The organism is Leptothrix mechoopdaensis (SeqCode) (assembly GCF_053893855.1).
Window position 1 is genome coordinate 3,065,574 of record NZ_CM132699.1, and the last position, 22,965, is coordinate 3,088,538.

Annotated in this window: 15 protein-coding genes and 1 pseudogene; 7 read left to right on the forward strand and 9 right to left on the reverse strand. The window is 62.9% G+C overall.

Features of this window, described 5'->3' with window-relative positions; translation table 11 throughout:
• The 4 genes from ACWA7K_RS13265 (at position 1) to ACWA7K_RS13280 (ending at position 3,358) form a co-directional block, all read left to right on the forward strand.
• Positions 1-534 (forward strand): TPM domain-containing protein, encoded by a 534-nt coding sequence (locus ACWA7K_RS13265; protein WP_456161873.1) that lies wholly within the window; start codon positions 1-3, stop codon positions 532-534.
• Positions 535-624: 90 nt separating this feature from the next.
• Positions 625-1,317 carry an urease accessory protein UreE gene (gene ureE, locus ACWA7K_RS13270; RefSeq protein ID WP_456161874.1) on the forward strand — a complete coding sequence of 231 codons (693 nt, stop codon included), beginning with the start codon at positions 625-627 and terminating at the stop codon, positions 1,315-1,317.
• Positions 1,314-2,075, forward strand: coding sequence for an urease accessory protein UreF (locus tag ACWA7K_RS13275; protein WP_456161875.1), 762 nt, complete (start codon positions 1,314-1,316; stop codon positions 2,073-2,075). The genes ureE and ACWA7K_RS13275 overlap by 4 nt, the downstream gene beginning before the upstream one ends.
• Before the next feature lie 5 nt (positions 2,076-2,080).
• The gene (locus ACWA7K_RS13280; RefSeq protein WP_456168816.1) at positions 2,081-3,358 is read left to right on the forward strand and encodes an MFS transporter; all 1,278 of its coding nucleotides are present in this window, start codon (positions 2,081-2,083) and stop codon (positions 3,356-3,358) included.
• A 118-nt stretch (positions 3,359-3,476) separates the two neighbouring features.
• On the opposite strand, the gene ACWA7K_RS13285 is transcribed toward ACWA7K_RS13280, so the two are convergent.
• From ACWA7K_RS13285 to ACWA7K_RS13315, 7 genes are all read right to left on the reverse strand, one after another.
• A complete protein-coding gene (locus ACWA7K_RS13285) occupies positions 3,477-4,358 on the reverse strand; it encodes a hypothetical protein (RefSeq protein WP_456161876.1) in 882 nt (293 codons plus the stop codon).
• 357 nt (positions 4,359-4,715) lie between these two features.
• Complete coding sequence (locus ACWA7K_RS13290; protein WP_456161877.1) at positions 4,716-4,982, reverse strand: hypothetical protein; 267 nt, start codon at positions 4,980-4,982, stop codon at positions 4,716-4,718.
• Positions 4,983-4,984: 2 nt separating this feature from the next.
• Positions 4,985-6,685, reverse strand: coding sequence for a DUF637 domain-containing protein (locus ACWA7K_RS13295; RefSeq protein ID WP_456161878.1), 1,701 nt, complete (start codon positions 6,683-6,685; stop codon positions 4,985-4,987).
• A gap of 28 nt (positions 6,686-6,713) precedes the next feature.
• The gene (locus ACWA7K_RS13300; protein WP_456210149.1) at positions 6,714-6,914 is read right to left on the reverse strand and encodes a hypothetical protein; all 201 of its coding nucleotides are present in this window, start codon (positions 6,912-6,914) and stop codon (positions 6,714-6,716) included.
• Between the two features lie 2 nt (positions 6,915-6,916).
• Positions 6,917-7,774 carry a PoNe immunity protein domain-containing protein gene (locus ACWA7K_RS13305; RefSeq protein ID WP_456161879.1) on the reverse strand — a complete coding sequence of 286 codons (858 nt, stop codon included), beginning with the start codon at positions 7,772-7,774 and terminating at the stop codon, positions 6,917-6,919.
• On the reverse strand, positions 7,771-13,770 hold the full coding sequence (locus ACWA7K_RS13310; protein ID WP_456161880.1) for a two-partner secretion domain-containing protein: 6,000 nt from the start codon (positions 13,768-13,770) through the stop codon (positions 7,771-7,773). Before ACWA7K_RS13310 ends, ACWA7K_RS13305 begins: the two co-directional genes overlap by 4 nt.
• Positions 13,771-13,811: 41 nt before the next feature.
• A complete protein-coding gene (locus ACWA7K_RS13315; protein WP_456161881.1) occupies positions 13,812-15,497 on the reverse strand; it encodes a ShlB/FhaC/HecB family hemolysin secretion/activation protein in 1,686 nt (561 codons plus the stop codon).
• A 328-nt stretch (positions 15,498-15,825) separates the two neighbouring features.
• Here ACWA7K_RS13315 and ACWA7K_RS13320 point away from each other — a divergent pair.
• Both ACWA7K_RS13320 and ACWA7K_RS13325 read left to right on the forward strand, forming a co-directional pair.
• Positions 15,826-16,038 (forward strand): annotated as a pseudogene (locus ACWA7K_RS13320) (IS5/IS1182 family transposase); the annotation flags it as partial.
• Positions 16,039-16,491: 453 nt separating this feature from the next.
• Complete coding sequence (locus ACWA7K_RS13325) at positions 16,492-17,259, forward strand: ParA family protein (protein WP_456161882.1); 768 nt, start codon at positions 16,492-16,494, stop codon at positions 17,257-17,259.
• Positions 17,260-17,268: 9 nt separating this feature from the next.
• Here the strand turns inward: ACWA7K_RS13325 and ACWA7K_RS13330 are convergent, their stop codons facing one another.
• Together ACWA7K_RS13330 and ACWA7K_RS13335 are read right to left on the reverse strand one after the other, a co-directional pair.
• Complete coding sequence (locus ACWA7K_RS13330) at positions 17,269-18,954, reverse strand: Ig-like domain-containing protein (RefSeq protein WP_456161883.1); 1,686 nt, start codon at positions 18,952-18,954, stop codon at positions 17,269-17,271.
• 89 nt (positions 18,955-19,043) lie between these two features.
• Complete coding sequence (locus ACWA7K_RS13335; RefSeq protein ID WP_456161884.1) at positions 19,044-21,314, reverse strand: glycosyl hydrolase; 2,271 nt, start codon at positions 21,312-21,314, stop codon at positions 19,044-19,046.
• A gap of 286 nt (positions 21,315-21,600) precedes the next feature.
• Between ACWA7K_RS13335 and ACWA7K_RS13340 the strand changes: the two genes are divergently transcribed.
• Positions 21,601-22,914 (forward strand): hypothetical protein, encoded by a 1,314-nt coding sequence (locus tag ACWA7K_RS13340; protein WP_456161885.1) that lies wholly within the window; start codon positions 21,601-21,603, stop codon positions 22,912-22,914.
• Positions 22,915-22,965 lie beyond the last annotated feature (51 nt).

The following is a 22,965-nucleotide window of genomic DNA, read 5'->3' on the forward strand; positions in this document are numbered from 1 at the left end:
ATGGCTGACGTGAAGAAGCGGACCCTGTTCGCCCGCGCGGCCCGGCTGCTGCGGCACCTGCTGGCCGACCCGCGCCGGATCGGGCGCACGCTCGGCCCCGGCGTGCTCGAACGCCTGACCGCGCGTGTCCAGGCCAGCGAGGCGCATCACGCCGGCGAGCTGCGCCTGTGCATCGAGGCCGGCCTGCCGCTGTCCTACCTGCGCCGTGGCGCCAGCCCGCGCGAACGGGCGGTGATGATGTTCGGCAAGCTGCGCGTCTGGGACACCGAGGCCAACACCGGCGTGCTGATCTACCTGCTGCTGGCCGACCGGGCCATCGAGATCGTGGCCGACCGCGGCCTGAACCCGCACGTCAGCCCGGCGCAGTGGCAGGCCATCGTCGCGGCGATGCAGCCGGCGCTGGCCGCCGGGCAGTACGAGCAGGGACTGGCCCGCGCGATCGATGCGGTCGACGCGCTGCTGCGCCAGCACTGCCCGCGCATCGCCGGACAGGCCGATCGCAACGAGCTGAGCGACGCGCCGGACCTGCGCTGACGGCGGCCGGCCAGCCGGCACGGGCATGGTTCCTGCGGGAGAATTCCGCCTTTCCCGAACCTGCGGCGCCCTGCCCCGCCGCCTGCCGTCATGCTGACCGTCAACAAGCTGATCCCCCAGGGCCGCGGCCTTGCCAACGTGCTGCTCAAGCGCGCCGCCAGCGTCGAGCTGGACTGGGACACGCGCCAGAAAAGCCGCTTCGATGCCCATGACAGCGCCGGCCGCCACATCGGCGTGTTCCTGCCGCGCGGCCAGGTGGTGCGCGGCGGCGATGTGCTGGTGGTCGAGGACGGCAGCCTGGTGCGCGTCATCGCCGCGCCGCAGACGGTGCTGGTGGTGCGCGCCTGCGCCGACCACGGCAGCCCCTTCGACCTGCTGCGCGCGGCCTATCACCTGGGCAACCGCCACGTGCAGCTGGAGCTGCAGCCCGATCACCTGAAGCTCGAACCCGACCACGTGCTGGCCGACATGCTGCGGCAGATGCACCTGATCGTCGGCGAGGAGGCCAGCGCCTTCGAGCCCGAAGGTGGCGCGTATGCGGCGGGGGGGCATGGGCACGGGCATTCACACGGCCATGACCACGGGCACGAACACGCCCATGACCACGGGCATGACCATGCACACGACCACGCCCCGGCCCCCGCCCGCGGCAAGCCGCTGAACATCCCCGTCCAGGCCGCCGCCGTGCCGCACGTGCACGGGCCGGGCTGTGGCCATGACCACGGGCATGACCACGGTCATGGGCATGACCACGGTCACGGCCACGATCACAAGCACGCATGACCACGTCGGACGCGCTGCTCAAGCTGATCTGGCTGGCCTCGCCGGTGCTGCCGGTGGGCGGCTTCAGCTACTCGGAAGGGCTGGAAGCCGCCGTCGACGCCGGCCATGTGCGCGACGAGGCGCAGGCCCGGCGCTGGCTGGTCGACCAGCTGCGGCTGGCACTGGCGCGATCGGACCTGCCGGTGGTGGCCGAGGCGATCCGCGCCTGGCGCGGCGGGCAGGACGATGCCGAGCCGGCCGAGGGCCGACGCGCCGACCTGGCCCGCATCGAGGCCCTGAACGACTGGGTCCGCACGACCCGCGAGACCCAGGAGCTGCGCCAGCAGTCCGAGCAGATGGGCCGCTCGCTGCACGAGTGGCTGCGCATCCAGCAGGCCGGTGCGCCCGGGAAGGCCGATGAACACGGCGATCGCGTCGATGACGACGAACGTGTCGGCCAGCTGGGCGCGCTGAAGCCGGCACCGACCTGGCCGGTCGCCCACGCGCTGGCGCTGGCCCGCAGCGGTGCGCCGCTGCAGCAGGCGCTGCTGGCGCACGGCTTCGGCTGGGCCGAGAACATGGTCCAGGCCGCCTTGAAGGCCGTGCCGCTGGGCCAGAGCGCCGGTCAGCGCATCCTGGCCGCGCTGGTCGAGGCCCTGCCCGCCGCCGTCGAGCAGGCGATGACGCTGGACGACACGACCCGCCAGGCGCATGCGCCGATGCTGGCGATCCTGTCGGCGCGGCACGAGGCGCAGTACTCGCGCCTGTTCCGCTCGTGAGCGCGTTGCCCGCGCCTGCGCCCACACCTTCGGGCGGCATCGCCGAACTCTGGTCCATCCGCCCCTACCGCCGCTTCTGGCTGACCCGCGTCGCCACCCAGACCGCCAGCCAGATGATGATGGTGGCGCTGGGCTGGCAGATGTACGAGCTGACCGGCAGTGCCTGGGACCTCGGCCTGGTCGGGCTGGCGCAGTTCGCGCCGGCGCTGGTGTTCACGCTGCCGGCCGGCTCGCTGGCCGACCGGCACCGGCGCTCGCGCATCCTGCAGGCCACCACGGTGATGCAGTCGCTGATCGCGCTGGCGCTGGTGCTGGGCAGCCTGGCGGGCGGTCAGATGGGCCCCCTGGGCGGCTGGCTGCACCGCGACGCGGTGCTGGTGCTGTCGGTGCTGCTGGGCATCGCCCGGGCCTTCCAGACGCCCGCCACGCAGGCCCTGCCGGCCTTGCTGGTGCCACCGGACCGGCTGGCTCGGGCGGTCGCGCTGAGTTCCAGCGGCATGCAGATCGCGGTGATCGGCGGACCGGCGCTCGGCGGCGTGCTGTTCGCGTTCGGCGCGGCCGTCGTGCACGGTGTCTGCGTGCTGCTGCTGCTGACCGCCTTCGTGTTCTCGCTGGGCGTCGTGCATGCCGCCCCGAGGCCCGATCCGGACCAGAAGGGCTGGGGCGCGGTCTGGGCCGGCGTCCACTACCTGCGCGGCCAGCCGGTGCTGCTGGGCGCCATCTCGCTGGACCTGTTCGCCGTGCTGCTGGGCGGCGCGACGGCGCTGCTGCCGATCTTCGCCAAGGACATCCTGCACGTCGGCCCCTGGGGCCTCGGCCTGCTGCGCGCCGCCCCGGCGGTCGGTGCGCTGACGATGTCGATCTGGCTGGCACGCCGACCCAGCCTGCAACACGCCGGCCCGGTGCTGTTCGGCGCGGTCGCCTTCTACGGCCTGTGCATGGTCGGCTTCGCGCTGTCGACCTGGTTCTGGCTGTCGCTGGCGGTGCTGGCCCTGTCCGGCGCGGCCGACATGATCAGCGTGGTGGTGCGCCAGACGCTGGTGCAGCTCGAAACCCCGGACGCCATGCGCGGCCGCGTCAGCGCGGTCAACTCGGTCTTCATCGGCGCAAGCAACCAGCTCGGCGAATTCGAGTCCGGCGCCACCGCCGCCGCCTTCGGCCCGGTCGGCTCGGTGCTGCTGGGCGGCATCGGCGTGCTGGCGGTGGCGGGGCTGTGGACGCGGCTGTTTCCAGCGCTGTGGCGGCGCGGGGCGCTGGAGCGGCACGGGCGCCCTCCGGGATGACACGGACTCCAGCGCGCGCCCTTTTCTCCCACGCGCACGTTGAAGCCGGCTGTGCCGCCGTCGCTCACCTTGGTGCCTTGCAGAAGCTGGTCACGGCTGACAACGGAGGATTGCAATGTCAGTCTTCGATGAAATGAAACTCTGGAACCTTGAATCCGTTGGTGCCTGGGGGTGGGCGACGGAAGTCGGCTCGCGCTTTCATAAATTCAGCAATCGACATCTCTCCAATAGGGCCGCGCAGAGGATATGCACGGGCCGCATCAAAGAATGCTTCATTTCCCAGATGGGCCTGAACCTGTAGTCGCACAGCGTGGAAACTGGCGTAATCAGTCTCTAAATCAGAAAGGTTTGGTGTGAGCTGGATGTAAACCGCCGAATCATTCAACCTTTCCACTTTGAACGCTGGCGCCGATAGTAAGCGCTCCACGCCGAACATCCGTATATAGGCATCACCAAAAACAGTTGCCCATGACAAAGCGGGTAGCCAATGTTGCAAGCTCGGAAAGACAAACTCAGACCCCGCATTGGCTCCCTGCATATCGAATTTGCACTCCTCATCACGCAGAGTTTCTTCTTCCGGTGTTACCCAATGCACTTGGGCAATGTCGGCATCAAATTGAATAGAGCATTTTTTTATATATTCAAGCGAACAATTAACATCCAAATCACACAACTCAGCCACCAAGGATATTTCTGAATGACTGGCACTGAGAATGCTATTTCTGCCTCGATTGCCCACACGGAAATAACCTTCGGCACAGGGTTTTTTTCGTCGCCGCCAATAAATGTTGTCAGCATCGCCAAATCGGTCGGGCGGAAGATAGTTTTCGTAATGAGACAAGTCCCACGGTTTACTCACGGGGTCTGTCCAGTTGAATACAGATGGCTTGAGTTGGGGCAGGTTGGTTTCATAGAATTGCAAGAATTCCAAGAACTTTGCAGGGCGCAACAGAATGCGCCTAGAACAAACCTGAATGTTGACGGGTTGAGTCAATTTCATTTCGAGCACCAGGCCTTACTTGAAGATCCTGCATGCGTCGGTGCGCACACCGTCACGCACCCTTGGAACTGAGTCAAGCTCCAGTAGATGTTGACAAAGCCAGCTTCGGTTTGATTGGCTCACTGGGCTCCACCGTAAGGTGTTCTCGGGCAGTGCGTCCACTCAACCGTCCCATCTGGGTGTTCATAGCGCCAAACGGATTCGGCCGGGCCGTGGTCGCCGTAAAACCATACATACATATCGTTCCCAGTGTCACGAACACTGGGGTTGGCTGGCGCGTGGCCCAGGCCAAGTTGCAGTTCAGCCGATCTAGCTCCAAGCGAGAGTGCTGCGGGCCAGGCTGAGCTTTTCACGGACTCAGAGCCACAAACAAAGCTCTTCTCTAAATTGATCTAGCGCTTCCTGTATGGATTTTTCATCGCCCGTTGTAAATCGAAGTAGTTCAAGTTGATTTTCATGGTTCTGTAGCAATGATCTAAGGCTTTTCTCCTCTATTGAAACGATCTCGTTCTCAGCCTTGAATACATTGGCTTGATAAATTTCAAGGCTGATACTTTTTGCCTTGAAATCATCGACTGCAACCAACAACGCATTAATTGTTTCTTTGTAAATTGACTTGTTCATTTTTAAGATCCTCTGCGCAATACGGTGACAACAATTTTACCACCATTTTCTGTAACCACACCGACGTTTCCGCTCCAGTGAACGGTGCGTTGAATACCCTCAGCAGTTGTGGTGACAGTTCTCTCTCCTGTTCGGATTACGTAATCCACAATGTTTGGGGAAATATTGCGCCCGGGGGCATCTGCACCAACTGGAATACCCAAGCCTGAGGGTTGCATCCTATCGACTGCATGCTGCGAATAAAGCCTGTCTCCCACTTGGGCATATTGGCCTCCATTCGATGTGACCTTGGGATAATCCTTCCAGGAGCCCCAAACAATGTTTGTACCAAACGCACTACCTCTTGCTTCAAGATTTTTCGTGAGGTCAGCTGCTTTTGACTGAATCCATTTGCTACCCGATTTGACCGCCTTAACCCCATAACGACCGATGTTACCGATGATGATACCAGTGACGTATTCCTCACCCTTTTCTTGCGTTACCTGCTGCACGGTCTTGGTGCCGTCTCGGATAGCGGCTACATCTTGGCTCACCTCATACGCCGTCCACGCCTTATCGGCCAACCAAGCCAAACCAATCAGAGCCGGGACAAGGGCATTATTTTGGACCGCTGTTTCAGCCGTGGTGATGGCCGTTTGAGCGTTACCGCCCGCATATGCGCTGGTTGCACCGGCCACCAATTTGCTCAATGCCAAGACATTGTTTTTCTCACTTTCGCTGTAGGCGATGCCGTTCTTGGGAGGCATGAGCTGGGCCACGATCTCACCGACAGCGGCACCAATCGCCCCGTCTTTGCACGCGCCGCCAGCCGCCGCCCCCGCTGCACACCCGGCCAGGGCATGGGCCAACTTATGCGCCAGATAGTCCGCTTCGAGTCCCTTGATCTGGCTGGCCACCTGCCCATGCGCCGTATCCACAATGCCGCCAATGAGCGCTTGCTTCAAAGTGTCTTCCAAACTGCCGCCATTGATGGCCGTGTTGGTCAGAGCTCGGCCTGTGGCGTTGATGAGGTTGTAGGTCAGCTTGTCTGAGAAGCCTGTCTTGCTTGACAGCTCTTTCATGGTGCTGGTTGCCCCCAGCTTGTCCAACACACCCGCCGTGAGCGCTGCCGCGATGGTGGCTTTGACGGTTTGGCTGCTTCCCAGTTCTTTGAGCGTCTTGCCGATGTCGCCCTTGTTGTTGATGAGGGTGATGCTGGCTTGCGCGGCCAAGCTGCTGAACGCCGCGTTGGCCATGGCGCTGGTGGTCGAACCCGTGGTGCCCAGCACGCCCGCACCCATGCCCCCCGTGGCCCATGCCACTGCCACGGCCACCAGGGCAGCGCCTGCCGGTGTCAGGCCCGACTGCTGGTAGTTCCACTGGTCATGCGCGAGTTTGACCGGCTGCCAATTCACATCGCTGCGCGCTGTCAGCTCGTTCAAGTAACCCATGCCCGGCTGCTGGCTGAGCGTGGCGATCTGGCTCTTGAACTCGCCTGCCGGGATCTGCACGCTGATGCCGCCGGGGGCTCTGAAAGGCGTGTTGACGGTGCCGGTGAAACTGGGCAGCGTCAGGGTTTCGGTGCGGCTGCCCTGGTTGAGTTGCTTTTGCCAGACAACGTAGTTGGACTCTTTGGTGCGCGTTTGCGTGATGCGGTTCTTGATGCCCTCCAAGATGATTCTGTCGTCGACTCGGGCTTTCTCATCAATGCCGCCGTAGCTCACGCGAGTAGGTGCACACTCAATTGTGATTTCATGCGTCGGACTTGGACTCATTCACCTTGCGCCGAAAGCCAACCACCCACCAAGCCGCAAGAACAGCTGAAATGATTTTGGCCAAACCCACCCACATGGCATCCACGCCAAGACCCAACAACCATTGGTTAGGAAAGATGGCAAACACCAGCAAGAAGGCCAGCACCCCCATCACATTGCGAATGACTGTGCGCCACATGGTCAGCTTTCCTTTCCTGTGAATTGCTTGCTCAGCCATGCCTTCCAGCCATAGCGATTAGCGTGTGTGCTTGGCCCGTTGGGTCGCAGCAAGTCACCCGGATAGTGCTCATGCCCAAGGCAAAGCGAATCATCCAAGCCAAAGGCTTTGACAGCGGCGACCGCTTCGACACACCAGCGCCCGAAGTAACTGCCTTTTTCCATCGGGTTGATCTCCGGGTCACCGTAGTCGTACCACCAGATGCGTTTTCCGAATGGCCTCTTGAGTTCTTTATACCAGTTATCCACAAAGTCCTTGAGCAGGGCCGCTTGTAGCTCAGGCTTGGCATTTACAGCCTTGAGCAAGCGGGCGTAGGGTTTTTTGTGAAGCAGCTTGTCGCCTATTCGTCGGTTGGGCTGGCGTGTGGCCATGATGCGGTCGAGCAATTCGTCCTCGCCTTCACCACCGATCAACGCATTCAAACGCTGCCACTGATCGTCGGGAATATCGAAGACCAGTGCCAAGCCCACCAGCCAGAAGCACCAGTTGTAGTGCTCCAGATAGTCCAGTCGGAATTCCCAGGCTCGGATGTGCCCCGGGTTGTACGCACGCTCTATGAATTCCGCCTCGCGGTTGGACAACTCCCAGGCATCGAGCACCTTGGGGAAGGGGTTGTACAAAACTGCAATCGCATCACCTCGGGAGTATTGGGTGAGGGTTTGGCGGGGGTGATCCTGGGTCAGCCCCCACAAGTACTCGGCTCGATACGTCGGCGCACCTGCTGGTTTTTTGATTTGCTCTTCCGCCATTGAGATGGAGTTCCAGCCATTTTTAACGGCCTTTTCCCAGTAGCCCCGATCTCCCATAGGCGCCCGGATCATGGCTGAATCCCCTTGTTCAGATTGCTGGAAATGCGCTGCACCAAGTCCAATTTGGACTGCGTAATGGGTAAGGATTTGCCGTTGGCATCGAGCAACTTCACATTGGTGCGGCCATCTGGCAGGGTCTGTATCAGCAGTGTTTCAGTGCGGCCAGTTTCTGCCGCTGTGCGGACGCTCTGCCCTAGTTGACGGCCAACGGCATTTTCAATTCGATTACCGCCGGTTACCCAACCAGTGGACCCCTGCAACCCATCATTGGTCATGCTCTGCCGCGAGGTGTTGTACTTGTATTCCACAAACAAATAATCCACGTCTTTAGAGTCCACCTTGTACACCGCATCCAAGCCCTTGTCGCCCAGCTTGGCTCCACCCACATATTGGGCGTCTTTGAACAGGGTCTGCATCGTGGCACTGCCAAACAAGTCGCCCGTGGCTTCTTTCAGACTCGTCAAGCCGCCCGGTTGTTTGGCCAATTCTTGCAGGGTCAACGATGGTTTGCCCGTGGTTGGATCGATGGAGCCAGCCTCACGAATCATGTTCTGCACAGCCAAGGTCTTGGTGGTATCGCTCACCGCTTTGGGCGCGTTGACCACAATGTTGCGCACCTGCCCCACGCCCACCGGCGAGAACACCACGCCCGTCACTTTACCTGCACCAATCAACATGGCGCGGGTATCCGGACTCAGGTTGTTCCATTGCGTGCTGACCACACGCCCAGTCCTGTCATCCACGTAGGTGACGGCTGCGTCCACTTGTTGACCAGCCGCGGACAGCAAATTGAGCACCGCGCGGGTTTCTGCTGGATATTGGCTCATCGACAGCGTCACTGCCGCTTGCGTGCCATTGGCAATGGCTTTGCCCAAAGGGTCGTTGCCGTTGCCAATTTCTTTCAGTCCTTCGGCTGGGTTGCCACCGCCCACGCCTGTGGTGTAAGCGCCAGCGGCAACGGCGAGCAACTTGACCAGCGGCAGCACAAAAAACGCGTTGTTGGTCACCGCCACTTCAGCGGTGGTGATAGCCGTTTGCGCGTTGCCACCCGAGTAGGCGCTGACCGCGCCGCCCACCAGCTTGGTGATGGCCAGCACGTTGCGCTTTTCTTCTTCGGTGTAGAACATGCCGTTCTTGGGCTTGAGCAAACCACCCGGTCCGGCAATGATCTCGCCGATGGCAGCACCAATGGCCCCGTCTTTGCAAGTGCCCTGCGCCGCCGCCCCCGCTACACACCCGGCCAGCGCATGCGCCAGTTTGTGCGCCAGATACTGCCCCTCCAACACCTTGATCTGGCTGGCCACCTGCCCATGCGCCGTATCCACAATGCCGCCAATGAGCGCTTGCTTCAAAGTGTCTTCCAAACTGCCGCCATTGATGGCCGTGTTGGTCAGAGCTCGGCCTGTGGCGTTGATGAGGTTGTAGGTCAGCTTGTCTGAGAAGCCTGTCTTGCTTGACAGCTCTTTCATGGTGCTGGTTGCCCCCAGCTTGTCCAACACACCCGCCGTGAGCGCTGCCGCGATGGTGGCTTTGACGGTTTGGCTGCTTCCCAGTTCTTTGAGCGTCTTTTCGATGTCGCCCTTGTTGTTGATGAGGGTGATGCTGGCTTGCGCGGCCAAGCTGCTGAACGCCGCGTTGGCCATGGCGCTGGTGGTCGAACCCGTGGTGCCCAGCACGCCCGCACCCATGCCCCCCGTGGCCCATGCCACTGCCACGGCCACCAGGGCAGCGCCTGCCGGTGTCAGGCCCGACTGCTGGTAGTTCCACTGGTCATGCGCGAGTTTGACCGGCTGCCAATTCACATCGCTGCGCGCTGTCAGCTCGTTCAAGTAACCCATGCCCGGCTGCTGGCTGAGCGTGGCGATCTGGCTCTTGAACTCGCCTGCCGGGATCTGCACGCTGATGCCGCCGGGGGCTCTGAAAGGCGTGTTGACGGTGCCGGTGAAACTGGGCAGCGTCAGGGTTTCGGTGCGGCCGCCCTGGTTGAGTTGCTTTTGCCAGACGACGTAGTTGGACTCTTTGGTGCGCTGCTGGAACACCTCAGTCTTGACGCCTTCCAAGATGATGCGGGCGTCGGCTCGGGCGCGCTCGCCTACACCGGCTTGAATGTCGCGGCTGTAGTAATTGACATCCGTGCCTTGGAACAACTGATCCCCGCCGCTGTAGCTGGTGAGGTTGCCGTTGGTGGCGTACAGGTGACTCACCACGGGTGTGCTGATGCGCGTGGTGTTGTGCTCGGTGGATTTGTCGTAGCGGATGCCGATCCAGCTTTCGCGCTTTTGGGTGGTGTCTTGGTGGTCGGTTTCGTTGCGCACAGCGAAGTAGAGCGCTTGGTCACCGGCTTCGATGCGCAGGTTGTTGCTGGCACTCAGCCGCGTGGCATGAGTCTCCACGTTGTTGCCGGCTTTGATGTTGATGTCGCGGGCATTCACATTCACGGCGTTGACGTTGCGCCAGGCGCGGTCGTGGTAGGTGGTCCAGGTAGTTTTTTTGCCGTACCAGGTTCTGTTCCAACCCGTCGATGTAGCCGCATGAACCACATCGGTCATCACGGCCTCCAGCCGCACATGGCCCAAGGCTTGGAGGGTGGCCGTGCCGCTGCCACCGTTCACGTTGGTGCCATTGATGCGCAGGTGTCCGCCCATGGCACCTAGGTTGACCCCTAGGTTGCCCGTGATGCTGGTGTAGTCGACCCATTCTTCATCTTGGTACCAGCCGTTGTAGCTGCTGCCCGCGCTGGGGCGGTTGTCCACTTGCCAGCGATTGACCTTGCCCGAGGTGGTGAGGTTGCCGCCAGACTGGAAGTTGGCCCGGCCCCAGGTGTGTGCATACACCCCGTTAAGTTGCATGTCACTGGCTGCGCGCGCATCAATGCCGGTTGAGGCAACCAGTTGGGCTTGATCCCAATAGGTGTTGGTAAAGCCCGCACTGTAATGACTGGCCTTGTTGGCTTCTACGGTGAGGCTTCCATTGGTGGCTGTGAGGTTGATCGCACCACCGTTGGCGCGCAATTGGCTGCCTTGCAGGTGTATGTTGTTGGCAAACAAGGTCAGGCTACCGGGCGTGGTCATGACCACGCGTTGACTGCTGCCGTAGCCGTTGCTGCCATCGGCCCCGTTGAGTGTCATGTTGCCGTTGCGCGTGCCCATCGTGAGGTTTCTGCCATATACGAGCTGGCTGAGCGCGAAGGTGCCGCGTCCCCAGGTGCTGGGGTTGATGGTGATGTCCCCCTGGCCCTGGATGATGGACAGGTCGGTGGTGCCCACCAAAACCGAGGAGGCATCCAGGCCCAGCGTGCCACCCGATTCGATGCTGATTTGGCCGCTGACGGTGCCAAGGCTTGCTGTCGTGGTGCCCTCCGCCCGCATTCGGATGCTGTTCAGGGCCAGGTGGCCGGTTTCGTTGAAGACTGTGGCTGCACCACCGCTGTAGTAGCCGCTGGCGTGGGTTTGTGCGCCCTTGCTGGCCAAGCTCAGTACGTCTTTAGCGACCAGATAGGCACCCGTGCTGTTGATTTGGCCCGTGGCACTGGTGCTGGACAGACCGCCTCCCGCAATGGCCTCGGTGTACCAGTGGGTCAGGTTGCCATTGGCATGCAGGGCAATGTTGCCTGTGCTGTTGAATTGGCTTCGATAGCCCGTGTTGACATTGAACAGGGCATTGCCACTGGTGGCGGTGACGGTGATGTCACCGGATTTGGCCGTGGTGGATTTGTTTCCGTTGGTGCGGATGTCTGCTGCATCGGTTTGCACGCTGCCACCTTGGATGGCCACGCTGCCTGCGGTGATGCTGCTGCGGGCAGGACTGGCGACACCGTCGACGGCATCAGTAGCGGCGGTGATGAGGGCCACGCCGTTGGAGAGAATTCGGGCTTGCCCTGCTGCGTTGAGGCTGGAGGCCACCACTTGCACTTGACTGCTGGCCCCGGCGGTGGTGTTGATGCTGCCCACCGTGAGGTCTTCACGGGCAGTGAGCGTGCTGGCCACGGCTTGCGTGTTGCTACCGCTCCGCACGGTGGCATTGGCCACGCTGGCGGTGGCGTTGCTCACCAGGTTGATGTTTTGTCCGCTCGCTTGCAGGCCTGTGGCGTACAGACTGCCTTTGAACACCGAGACGTTGACGTCTTTGCCTGCGCTCAGATTGATTTTGTCCACACTGGTGCCGCCAGCGTTTGAAAGGGCGTGCAAGTTGGCGTTGCCATCATTGGCTTCAATGCTCATGTCTTGCCCAGCGCTCAAGTTAGAGCCGGTGGCGATGACGCTGTTGCCAGACAACAGCATGTTGCCTGTGGCACTCAGGTTCACTTTCTGGCCATTGGTGGCGGTGGTGCCGCTGGTCGCGCGCAAGTTCAGGGTGGTGCCAGCCATGACACTCATGTGCTGACCGGCTGTGACGGTGCTGCCAGCAGTTAAGTCAACGGCTTGGGTGGCCTGGATGTGGACATTGCCTGCGCTGCTCACAGCGGTGCTGCCCGCGCTGGATACCAGGATGCTGTCGGTGGCCAACAGGGTGGTTTGGGTAACGCCACGCACATTGCCGCCCGTGACCGTCAACGATGCGGCGGTGTCTTTGAAGGCCGCGCCAGTTTCCAAATGCACTTGCTGGCCGGTGATAGTGCTGCTGGACACGCCCATGCCTGCCCCAGCCAAAGCAGTGACATTACCTGTGCTGGAGGTGATGCTGGCCCCAGTTGCCAAGACCATGGCATCGCTGCTCAGTTGCACATCTTTGTCAGCGGCAATGGAGGTGCCGCTGTTGACGTTGATGTTTTGCCCTGCGCTGATGCTCACTTGACCGCCACTGGCGGTGCTGGCCACTTGGGCTGCGCCATAGCTGGCGTTGTTGTAGAGATTGACCGCACCCTTGGCACTGATGACAACGGCACTGCCTGCGGTTTGCTTGAGGCCTGCGCCAAAGAGGCCGGCATCACCGCCTGCGCTCATCACGACCGCTTGCGAGCCTTGAATGGAGCCTGAGTTCTCGATATTTCCTTTGACGGTGGCCAGGCTGGCCACATTTGCAGAGACCGTGCCCAAGTTTTGCAGCAAGCCGTCTGCCGTGACCACAATCTGTCCACCCGTGGCCTGCCATGTTCCAAGATTTCGCACGCCCAAGCCTGCTTCAGTGGCCAAGATGCTGATGTTGCCCGCATACATGCCGCCCAGCGCGGCGGTATCAATAGTCAGCGCCCCTGCGGCGTAGGTGTTGGTGTCTTGGTTGCTGATGAGGCCGGTGGAATAGTCCACAGTTTGCAGACCTGTGGTAATACCCAGGTTTTGCGCCCGTAAAGCACCGGTCAGGGTGACTGCGCGGCTCATGATGTCGGTGTAGGGTGTGGCGCTGTTATTCAGCCCGCCTGAACCGATGGTGACCCCGCCGCCGCGAATGCTGAAACCCGTCAATGCCCCATTGGTCAATTCAGCGGTGCCGGTGGTCAGTGTGGCTCGACTGGCGTTGATGAAACTACCCCCGTTGACGGTGATGCCGCTGGGGTTGGCCACGATCACCTGGGCGGCAGCGCCATTGACGGTGATGGCACCGTTGATGTAGCTCTGGGCGGTGGAGTTGACCTCGTTCAAAATCGTCTTGGCCAACACCCCATTGGACAACCACGGGTTACTGGCAGAGTTGTTGAGCACGATGCCACTGGTAGGCACGTCGAACTGTTTGTAGCTGTTGCGACTCAGGCCCGCTGCGCTGGGCGTCTGGATGTTGACCAGTGGACGACCGGCACTATCACTGAGCACAGTAGGACGCTGATTGGCCGCGGCCGTAGGGTCTGCAATGATTTGCGACCAAGCCATGGGCAGTGCGCCCACCGCAAGCCACATGGCCACGGCGACTTTGGAGGCGACCGAACCACATTGCCCAAACAGGCTTGCCCGCTTTGCTGAACCGACTGAACTCTCCCCAGCGGCAGTCTTGCCGCCCGCCTGCGCGTTTTCGGCCACAGCCATGAGTTGGCTTCGGCATTTGTTGAAGACGATGCGGTGAAGGTTGCAATTCATGGGGTCTCCTCCTTGGAAAGGTTCAGGTGTTCAATAGACTTCTAGTATTCGGCCCGCAAGGCAAAGCCCGCAGTTTGCCGCGCAGTCGCGAATCCGTCAGGATGTGACAAGGGCTTGCCTACAAAAATATCCCATTGAAGTGGGTAAGCCTCATTTACCTTGTGGGAGTGCCGAAAGCCCAAGGCGATGCCCGAGATGAGGTAGGCACTTTGTTGTCCAGGGCTGCTGGCACGGCCTGCATCGATGGCGACATAGACTTGTATATCTTTGGCAAAGCCCAGATTTTCTTGAAATGCCGTGGGAAAGCCTGTTGCCAGCTCTTGCCGCCAGAGTTGCCCCCTGTCCCCACACAAGGTTTGCTGGCCATCAAAGCCACGCACTGCGGCACGGCTGCCCAGACAAAATCGGTCTTGCGGCGTGAGGTCCGTTTGCGCCCATTGCCACTGCACTTGGGTGCTGTACTGCCCAGCGTGGCCACCGGTGTTGAGCGGCATGACCCATTGCAAAAACCCAGTGGTCAAACGAATACGGTCAATTGTTTGACCTGAACCGCCTTCAGCCTCTGGAGTGCCCGCACTGGCATTGCCTTGGCGGTGGGCCATTTGAGCGTTCAAGGTGCCCGATTCAAAATAGTTCAGGTGCTGCAAGCCGGCTTCCCAGCCTGTGGTGCGGCGGCGCTGCACCAGTACTTCCAGGTCGGCGATGTAGTTGTTGGACTGACGCTCAAAGCGCTTGAGGCTGGCCGTGGTCTTGCTGGTGGCATTGCGGTGCAAGACACGCGACAAGGACAACTCTTGGTGGCTGGAGGTGCCACTGTACAAATAGGATTCGTACGGGCCGTATATTGTCTGGCGGAATTGGTTATCGCTGAGCGCTGCGCCCAGCAACCAATACCCCCATGGCACGCTGTAATGCACGATCTGGTTGCGACTGCCCCGTGGTCCGCTGTCTTTGTCGCCCAGCTCTTGGCCTTTGGTGAAATAGAGCAAGTCACCCAGACCCACCGGGTTGTCCCAGCTCAGGGTGGCATTGCCTTGCAGCTTGCCGCTGGTTTTCAAGCCCCCGTCGTCTACCGACAGTGCCAGTCGCAGTGGGTGAGTGACCTGCAGTTCCACGGCCAAATCACTTGTGCCCGGCGCATCACCGGGTTCAATCTGGATTTTGGATTTGAGGCTCGGTAGACGCTGTAGGTTGTCGGACGATTGTTCGATGTCACGTAGATTGAGAATGCGGCCTGCGCGCACAGCCCACACCAAGACGGGCAATGTTGTATCGACTTCAGCATCCGCGGATTTGCCATGGCTTTGGGTGATGCGACCAACGCGCCCCTCAGAGATTTGCAGCACCAATTCGCCACTGTTCAGGTCTTGCTCGGGCACATGCACATGGCTTGTGATGAAACCTTGTTCCACCAAGGCTTGCTGCACACGCTTGATGAGCAGGGTGACGCCTTGACTGCCTAAGCAGCGCCCAATTGGCGGATCATCGCCATTGACACCACTGAGCGCCTTTTGCATTGCCTCAGAATACAAAACGCCCTGAATGGCCACACGGGAGATCAGGGCGCAAGGCCGCTCTTCCTGGATTAGTTGTTGCGAAGGAATCTGGGCAGTCAGGCCAGAAGGAGACCACGGTTGAAGCTCAATGCGTTCACGCAGTTCATGGCGTTGCCGGTCTTGGCGCATGAGTTCTTGGGACGGGTCAGCGATGCCCGACTGTGCGGCCACAGACGCACTCATGCACGATGCAAAAGCGCGTACTAAGCGTCTGAGCATGTATACCCCGAGGTGGATTTGCGCATCATGAATCCGTGCCACACCAAATACAACGCTGGACAGATATGATTGGGACTGCGGATGACTTTTTGGACTACTTGAAGAGGTGTTTTGTCCACCCATACGAATGTCGGCTTCGCGCCGTGCAGCGCTACATCAAGCTCGGGAGGCGGGGCGGCCTGACGATCTACCAGCCAGCAGGCTGCCAAATTGCCTCCCATCTCCGCCCCCGCTGACACTCCCGATGCGGACGCACTGTCAGCCTTGGAAGTTCCGGCCCATGCACGAACCAGATTCGCTCAACGAAGCCCTGTTCACCATGCGTCGGATCGTCGACTTCGTGCCGGCCCATCATCCCTTGCGACGCATCCGCGTCATGGCAAACGTGGCGCTGACCAAGCCGGATGGGTTGTTTTCGGCCACGTACGAGGCCGACATCAAGTGCGTTCAGCCGAGCATTGCGCCCGAGAAGCCGATGCGCGCCATGTTGCTGCCGCCCGTTCCCGCGATACTCCGCATGATGGTTATCACCCAGAACACCACGAAATCCGTCATCATGGAACCCCTGTCAATCTCAATATCATCCCGCACCACCATTCACCTCACAATAAATCTTGCAACACCACGCGGGACATGGAGCGGCAAACTGATGTATTGATTCCATTTTTTTGCTCATCTTCATGATCAGTCATACCACAAAAGCCTCAACGATATTCTTTATTGATCAATCAAGCACGAATACTTCAAACAACTCAGGCAGAGCCGAATTGAAAACAATAGGTTATTGGCTTGTTTGAAGTTCCATGAAGCGCAGGCGACTGATGTGTGGCAAGCCAGGGAAGAGCAAGATGCTGCACCGCACCATCCAAGGCACAATCCGAACCGGCCCTGCCGGCCTGCGGGTGCGGGACGGCCTTCCGATCACCTCCCGACCGAAAGACCTCCGATGCGCCGTGTCGTGTTCAACCAGAAGGGTGGCGTGGGCAAGTCCACGATCACCAGCAACCTGGCCGCCATCAGCGCCAGCCAGGGCCTGCGCACCCTCGTGCTCGACCTCGATGCGCAAGGCAACACCACGCGCTACCTGCTGGGAGACGGCGCGGATGCGCTGGAGACCTCGGTGGCCGAGTTCTTCAACCAGACGCTGAGCTTCGCGTTCGATCCGAAGAAGTCGGCCGGCTACATCTACGAGACGCCGTTCGAGAACCTGCACCTGATGCCCTCCAGCCCGGCGCTGGAGGAACTGCACGGCAAGCTGGAGTCGCGCTACAAGATCTACAAGCTGCGCGACGCGCTCGATGCGCTGGCGGCCGACTACGACCGCATCTACATCGACACGCCGCCAGCGCTGAACTTCTACACGCGCAGCGCGCTGATCGCCGCGCAGCGCTGCCTGATCCCGTTCGACTGCGACGACTTCTCGCGCCGCGCGCTGTACGCGCTGCTCGACAACGTCAAGGAGATCCAGGCCGACCACAACCCCGACCTGCAGGTCGAGGGCATCGTGGTCAACCAGTTCCAGCCGCGTGCCAGCCTGCCGCAGAAGGTCGTGCAGGAACTGATCGACGAGGGCCTGCCCGTCCTGCAGCCCTACCTGTCGGCCTCGGTGAAGATCAAGGAGTCACACGAGCAGTCGCGCCCGATGATCCACCTCGATCCGCGCCACAAGCTCACGCAGGAGTTCGTGGCGCTGCACGACGGGCTGGGCGGCTGAGCCCGAGGGTCACTGGAAGGTGACCGCGCCGTTGACCACCACCGTGGTCGGATAGACCGCCGGCGATACGGTCGGCACGCTCAGGTTGGCACCCGAGGCCACGCCGCCGACGGTGATCGCCGACGTGCCGCCGGCCCCCTGGAAGTCGACCTGCGAGATCGGCGACAGCGCCAGCGCAGCGCTCACGGTCAGGTTGGGCACGCTGCAGTTCTGCGTGATCGTGAAATCGCTCAGGTTGACCGTGTAGCTCGTCGCCGCTGCGGCCGTGGGCGTCATGACCTTCGCGAGCTTGATGTTGCAGGCACCGCTGCCCGCCGTGTAGAACTTCCCGAGCGTCAGCATGACCAGGAACTTGTTGGTCGCGCCGCTGGTGAACCACTCCGGGTTCTGACCGAACTTGAAGGTCATGCTGGTCTGGTTGGTCAGCTGCAGCCCGGCGGTGTCGGCGGTTGCGCTCAGGCCGGTCGTCAGCCCCGGGGCCTGCAGGAAGATGCCGGCAAACAGGGCCGTGGCGGGGGTGCTCGTCTGGTAGTAGTAATAGAAGCCGGTATCGGCCGCCGCGACCGTGTCGGTGAAGCTGCCACCGCCGCCGCAATGCTCCGGCAGACCGTCACAGCCGAAGTTGTCGAGGTTGCTGCCGCCATAGCCGCCGTAGGCACCGCCCTGGACCGTGCGGCCGGCGGCGGCGAAGCCGCTGGAGAAGATCAGCGCCGTCGGGGTCGTGCCGCCGCCGGAACCACCGGAACCGCCCGCTGCGGCGGTGTACTTGAGTTCGTCGAAGTAGAAGGTCTCGTCCGCCGTGGGCGAGACGCCGAAGTCGCCGAACACGCTGACCATGTTGTAGGTGTAGGCCGCGTTGAACGCGGCCGTGCCCGATGCGGGGTTGCTGAAGTTGAAGGTCAGCGTCTCCCAGGCATGGGCCTGCGTCGTGACCGCATCGGTCTCGATCGAGCGGGTCGGATCGCCCTGGGTCTCGAACTTCAGCCGGATGGTCTTGCCGGCCGCCGGCGAGTACACGCGCAGCGTGACCGTCTTGCCGGCCGACAGGTCCGCCGGCGTGATGGCCACGTTCTGGCCGTTCGGGAACACGGTGACGCCGGCCCAGGTCTCGGCGCCGGTGGCCTTGATGAGCTTGAAGACCTTGTTGCTGGCCGACACCGGGTCATCGACCTGCGAGCCCGTGGCGTTGCCGAAACCGCCGTAGACGATGGATGCGCTGGTGAAGTCGATGCAGGGTGCCGCCGTGCAGGTGCCGGTGTTGCCCGAGGCCACTGCCGCGCGGGTGTCGTAGGCCTGCGTGGCCGTGACGGCGACCGTGCTGGCATTGCCGGCCGCATCGGCAAACGCGCCGGCCGCGACGGTCACGGTGATCGTGCCGGTGGTGCTGGCGGTCGGGCTGACGACCAGCGTCGCGCGGGTCGGGCTGACCAGCGTGAAGGTGCCCTTCGTGCCGCCGCTGACGCTGACATCGGAGGCGGTGAAGGTGCTGCCGATGTCCTCGCTGAACGTGAACGCGAAGGTGACATCGCCGGTGGCATTGGCGTCGGCGACGCTGTCGGTGATCGACAGGCCCGGCGGCGTGGTGTCGACCGAGCCGGCCGGTGGCGTGGCCGTGCCGCCGCCACAGGCGGCGAGAAGGCAGGCGGCAAACAAGGTCGAGAGGTTCCGGACGTGAGCAGGCAGGTGATGGGTCATGACTGACTTTCTGATGTGTTGGAGGGACGGAGGAAAACGTCGGGTCGAACGCGCCCGGAACGGGTCGCGGGCCCGGGGGCTCGGCTGGTTCAGCGGCTGCGCGCCAGCGAGCGGGGTGGCACCTGCAGCGTGGTGCCGTCGGTGAAGCGCACGGTGATCGGCGTGGCGCCGGCGTTGAAGGCCAGGTGCGTGCGCTGGCCGTCGGCCTGCCGGAAGACCGAATACAGGGCGGTGTCGGCATGCACGGAAAGATCCGGCGGGCCCATCGCCTTCAGGCTCAGCAGCCAGTGCAAGGCGTGGCTGCGGGTGTCGCCGAGTTCGACCGAGCCCCAGCGATCCCAGGCCTTCAGGCCGGCAGCCGGATCGGCCAGCGCGAGGTACTTCGCGAAGATGTCCTGCCAGATGTCGGGCGGATCGGCCCGCTTGCCACGCGCCCGGAAGACCTCCGTGTCGCGCGGCAACGTGGCCAGGCTGCGGGCGACGAAGGCCGGGTCGCGGCCCATGTAGGTCGACGCGGTCGTCAGCGGCAGCAGGTTGATGCCCTTGATCTGGCGCGGCTCGTCGGTCCACCAGGTGTTGTGCGCGACCTTCGCGCCGAACAGCATGCTGACCTCGACATGCGGGTATTCGGGCGCGAACACGAGGCCGTGCAGATCGAACCAGTAGTGCTCGATGGCCTGCACCTCGCTCGCGTAGAGGTAGATGCCGAGATCGCGCAGCGCCGTGTCGCCCGTGACCTCGGCCCACTGGATCAGCGCGGCCCAGGCGTTGACGGCCTCGGAGGACGACTCCTGGTTGTTGCCGGTCGAGCCCAGGCCGATGCCCGATGCCCAGGAATGGCCCTCGTAGACGTCGAAGTTGCGCAGGTAGGGGAAGTCGGCCTGACCGCGCTGCGCATGGGCGATGTCGGCGATCAGCAGGTCGACCAGGCCGCCCCAGCGGTCCTTCGCGGCCCAGGCCGGGTCGCGCAGCGCGATGTCGGCCATCGCGCGGATCCAGTAGCCGTAGTGGAAGTGGTGGTCGTTCAGCTGCGCGACGCTGAAGTACTCCTCCGGATACGCGAGCAGCGTGCCCAGCGTGCGGTCGTGGTGGAAGTAGGTCTTGGCGCTGTTGCCCGAGAACCAGTCCTCGACGCGGCCCTTGAGCAGCTTGAGCAGTTGCTCGCTCGCCGCCGCATCGCCCTGCTGCTCGACCACGTCCAGCAGCTTGGTGATGCGCTGCAGGCCCTTGCCCTGCCAGTAGGGGCCGTTGCCGATCTCCAGCATCAGCCGGCGCGCGTTGCGCACGTCGGTCTTCATGACCTCGCGCAGCGCGGGAAGCCCGTGTTCATCGGCCACGGCGGGCCAGTGGGGCACGAACCCGTCGTAGGCCGAACGGGTCGTGAAGCGCGATGCGGCGAGCAGCTTGAGGGGGCCGCGGATCGTGTCGAAGGCCGGCCCCAATCGACCGGCGAGCGAGGCGTTGTCGTGCCAATGGTGCGGATAGAGGGCCACCAGCGGCCCGGCATCCGGTCCTTCCATCGTGCGGGTGTTCAGCTGGAAGGTGGTCTCGACACGCCCCTGCGCCAGCTCGACCCGCCAGTCGGCCCGGGTGTCGGTGATGAAGGCATAGGCATGACGCGCGAACAGCGCCAGCGTGGCCGGCTCGCGATCGGGCAAGGCGGCAGCGGCGAGGTAGCCCTTGCCCTCGGGCAGGCGGGCGATCCAGTCGTGGACGCCGGCCGATTCCCAGCGCACGCCGGTCGGGCCGAACAAGGCGTAGCGACGCGGGCCGGACTGCACGACCAGCACACGCGCGTCGGCCAACCCCTCGATGCGTTCGGCGCCGGCGGGCAGGCGCACGCGTACGTCACCCCGGCTGATCTGCATCGAGACAAACGGACTGCCGTGCGCCACGGTGTAGAGCAGCTCGTCGGCACCGCGCGACATGGCGATGTCGATGGCCCAGTCGCTGGCCCGCGCCAGCTGCGCCGGCCCGGGTTCGAAGGCGACCGGCGCGAGCAGAAGCGGATCCGCGTGCGGGTAGTGGATCTCGACATCGCGCCGCTCGGTCGGCACCACCTGCCGGATCGGCAGGGCCATCTCCAGGCCGGCGGCTGTCGCCTTGACCGACAGCGGCTGCGCGTAGAGCGCCTCCGGCGTGGCGCTGAAGACCAGGGCCGAGTACCACTGGTTGGTCGGCGCGGCGCGGCGCGCCATCTCGGCCGTTCGGTGGGGCGCGGCCGGCGGCTGCGCATCGCCGCCCTTGGGCGTCAGGAAGTACGTGGCGGCGCCCGCCTTCACCGGCTGCGCATAGGCCGCCGGCAGGGTCAGCATCGTCAGGCCGACCAGCCACGCCAATGCCAGGAAGCAAGTGCTCAACGCACGCATGTCCGTCCTTGAATCCGGCCCCATTGACCGTCGGGCCGGATCTTATTGAAAGCGCTTTCATGCGTCATAGGCAGGTTTACCCGAACGTCGCGTAGCCAAGCGGTGACGACGGACCCGGAAGCATCGACTCGACCCTTGATCGCTCGGGATGGCCGTGGCCATCGGCACTTCCGCGTCAAGGGAAAACACGGGGCGGCTTCACGTTGACGTCCGACGGATACCCTCGGTATTCTTTGAAAGCGCTTTCACATTTCTCTCAAAAAGACTCAGGAAACCCATGGTCATCGCCCCCTTGCCGCACCGGCCGGTGCGCGCCGCACGCTATGCCGCCTGTGGCGCAGGCCTCTTGCTGGGCGCATCGGTCGCCCACGCGCTCGACCTCGGTCCGTTCACGCTCAGCGGCTTCGCCAAGATCGAGTCGCAGACCGGCAGCAATCAGTGCCCCGACTGCCAGCGTTTTCCCGCCGAGGACAAGCAGCGCTTCTGGGCCGACGAGCTGGTCGCCGGCAAGCCCTACGGGCGCCACACGCAGACGACCACGCTGCTCCAGCCCTATCTGGGCGCGAAGTTCGACCTCGGCGGCGGCTATCGGCTGCAGGGCCTGCTGAGCCAGCGCTGGCGCGACGGCAAGGCCGACATCCCCGGCTTCTGGTACGAGAAGAACGCGGCGATCAGTCACGAGGACCTCGGCAGCCTGCGCGTCGGCGCGATGACCACGCGGACCTGGAGCGTGGCCGACTACCCCTATGGCAGCAACGTCGGCGTGGCCGATGCCTGGGGCTCGGCCGGGGCCGGCTATGGCCTGCTGACGAAGGCGGTGCGCTACACCACGCGGCCGTTCGACGTGCTCGACGGCGACCTCGTGCTGGAGGCCACCTGGGACCGCGGCAACACCGGCTTCAAGGTCAACAAGCCGCGTTTCCTGGAGTTCTACGGCCAGTACCGACACGGCGACCTGGTCGTCGACGCGATGGCGCAGGACACCCGCAACGGCACGCCGTCGGCCTGGAGCCACGGCCCGTTCACCGGCCTGACGCCCAACGCCGACGATGACGCCAAGCTCGGCGGCTCGGGCCAGAGCATCGCGATGGCGATGGCGCGCTACCAGGTCGACAGCCGGCTGGAAGTCTCCGGCGGCGTGCGCCGCAACCGCTGGAGTGGCGCCTATGCCGTCATCACGAAGACAGGGCCACCGGCGCAGTGGAACAACATGTTCAACGTCGACTGGAACGGCAGCCTGAACGGCGTGGCCAACCCCGGCTACCCGGCCACCTCGGTCGACCTGATGGCCGGCCTGCGCTACCGCATCGGCCCGTGGATCGGCTCGACCGGTCTGGTCCATCTCGGCAAGGCCAGCACCGACAACCCCAGCGAGCGGGGTCAGTCCAACTCGGCGCTGATCAACGCCTATGGCCTGCAGTACGAGTTCGGCGGCGGCCTCGCCGTCTACGGCCTGGCGGGCTGGGTGCGCTACGGCCGGCTCGGCCTGGCGCCGATGTCGATGCCGGGCAATGCCTCCTTCACCAACGTCGACTCGCGGGTCGCGCGCAGCGGCAACTGGATGGGTCTGGGGGTCGTCTATGCGCAGTGACGCCCACGTGCCGCCGGACCTTGTCAAGCCGATCTCGAACGGAACCTCTTC

Bases quoted from the DNA above. Each gene is read 5' to 3' on its own strand.
- ACWA7K_RS13290 (WP_456161877.1), bottom strand. From the start codon at position 4,982: ATGAACAAGTCAATTTACAAAGAAACAATTAATGCGTTGTTGGTTGCA.
- ACWA7K_RS13330 (WP_456161883.1), bottom strand. From the start codon at position 18,954: ATGACCCATCACCTGCCTGCTCACGTCCGGAACCTCTCGACCTTGTTT.
- ACWA7K_RS13285 (WP_456161876.1), bottom strand. From the start codon at position 4,358: ATGAAATTGACTCAACCCGTCAACATTCAGGTTTGTTCTAGGCGCATT.
- ureE (WP_456161874.1), top strand. From the start codon at position 625: ATGCTGACCGTCAACAAGCTGATCCCCCAGGGCCGCGGCCTTGCCAAC.
- ACWA7K_RS13275 (WP_456161875.1), top strand. From the start codon at position 1,314: ATGACCACGTCGGACGCGCTGCTCAAGCTGATCTGGCTGGCCTCGCCG.
- ACWA7K_RS13340 (WP_456161885.1), top strand. From the start codon at position 21,601: ATGGTCATCGCCCCCTTGCCGCACCGGCCGGTGCGCGCCGCACGCTAT.
- ACWA7K_RS13305 (WP_456161879.1), bottom strand. From the start codon at position 7,774: ATGATCCGGGCGCCTATGGGAGATCGGGGCTACTGGGAAAAGGCCGTT.
- ACWA7K_RS13265 (WP_456161873.1), top strand. From the start codon at position 1: ATGGCTGACGTGAAGAAGCGGACCCTGTTCGCCCGCGCGGCCCGGCTG.
- ACWA7K_RS13300 (WP_456210149.1), bottom strand. From the start codon at position 6,914: ATGTGGCGCACAGTCATTCGCAATGTGATGGGGGTGCTGGCCTTCTTG.
- ACWA7K_RS13325 (WP_456161882.1), top strand. From the start codon at position 16,492: ATGCGCCGTGTCGTGTTCAACCAGAAGGGTGGCGTGGGCAAGTCCACG.
- ACWA7K_RS13310 (WP_456161880.1), bottom strand. From the start codon at position 13,770: ATGAATTGCAACCTTCACCGCATCGTCTTCAACAAATGCCGAAGCCAA.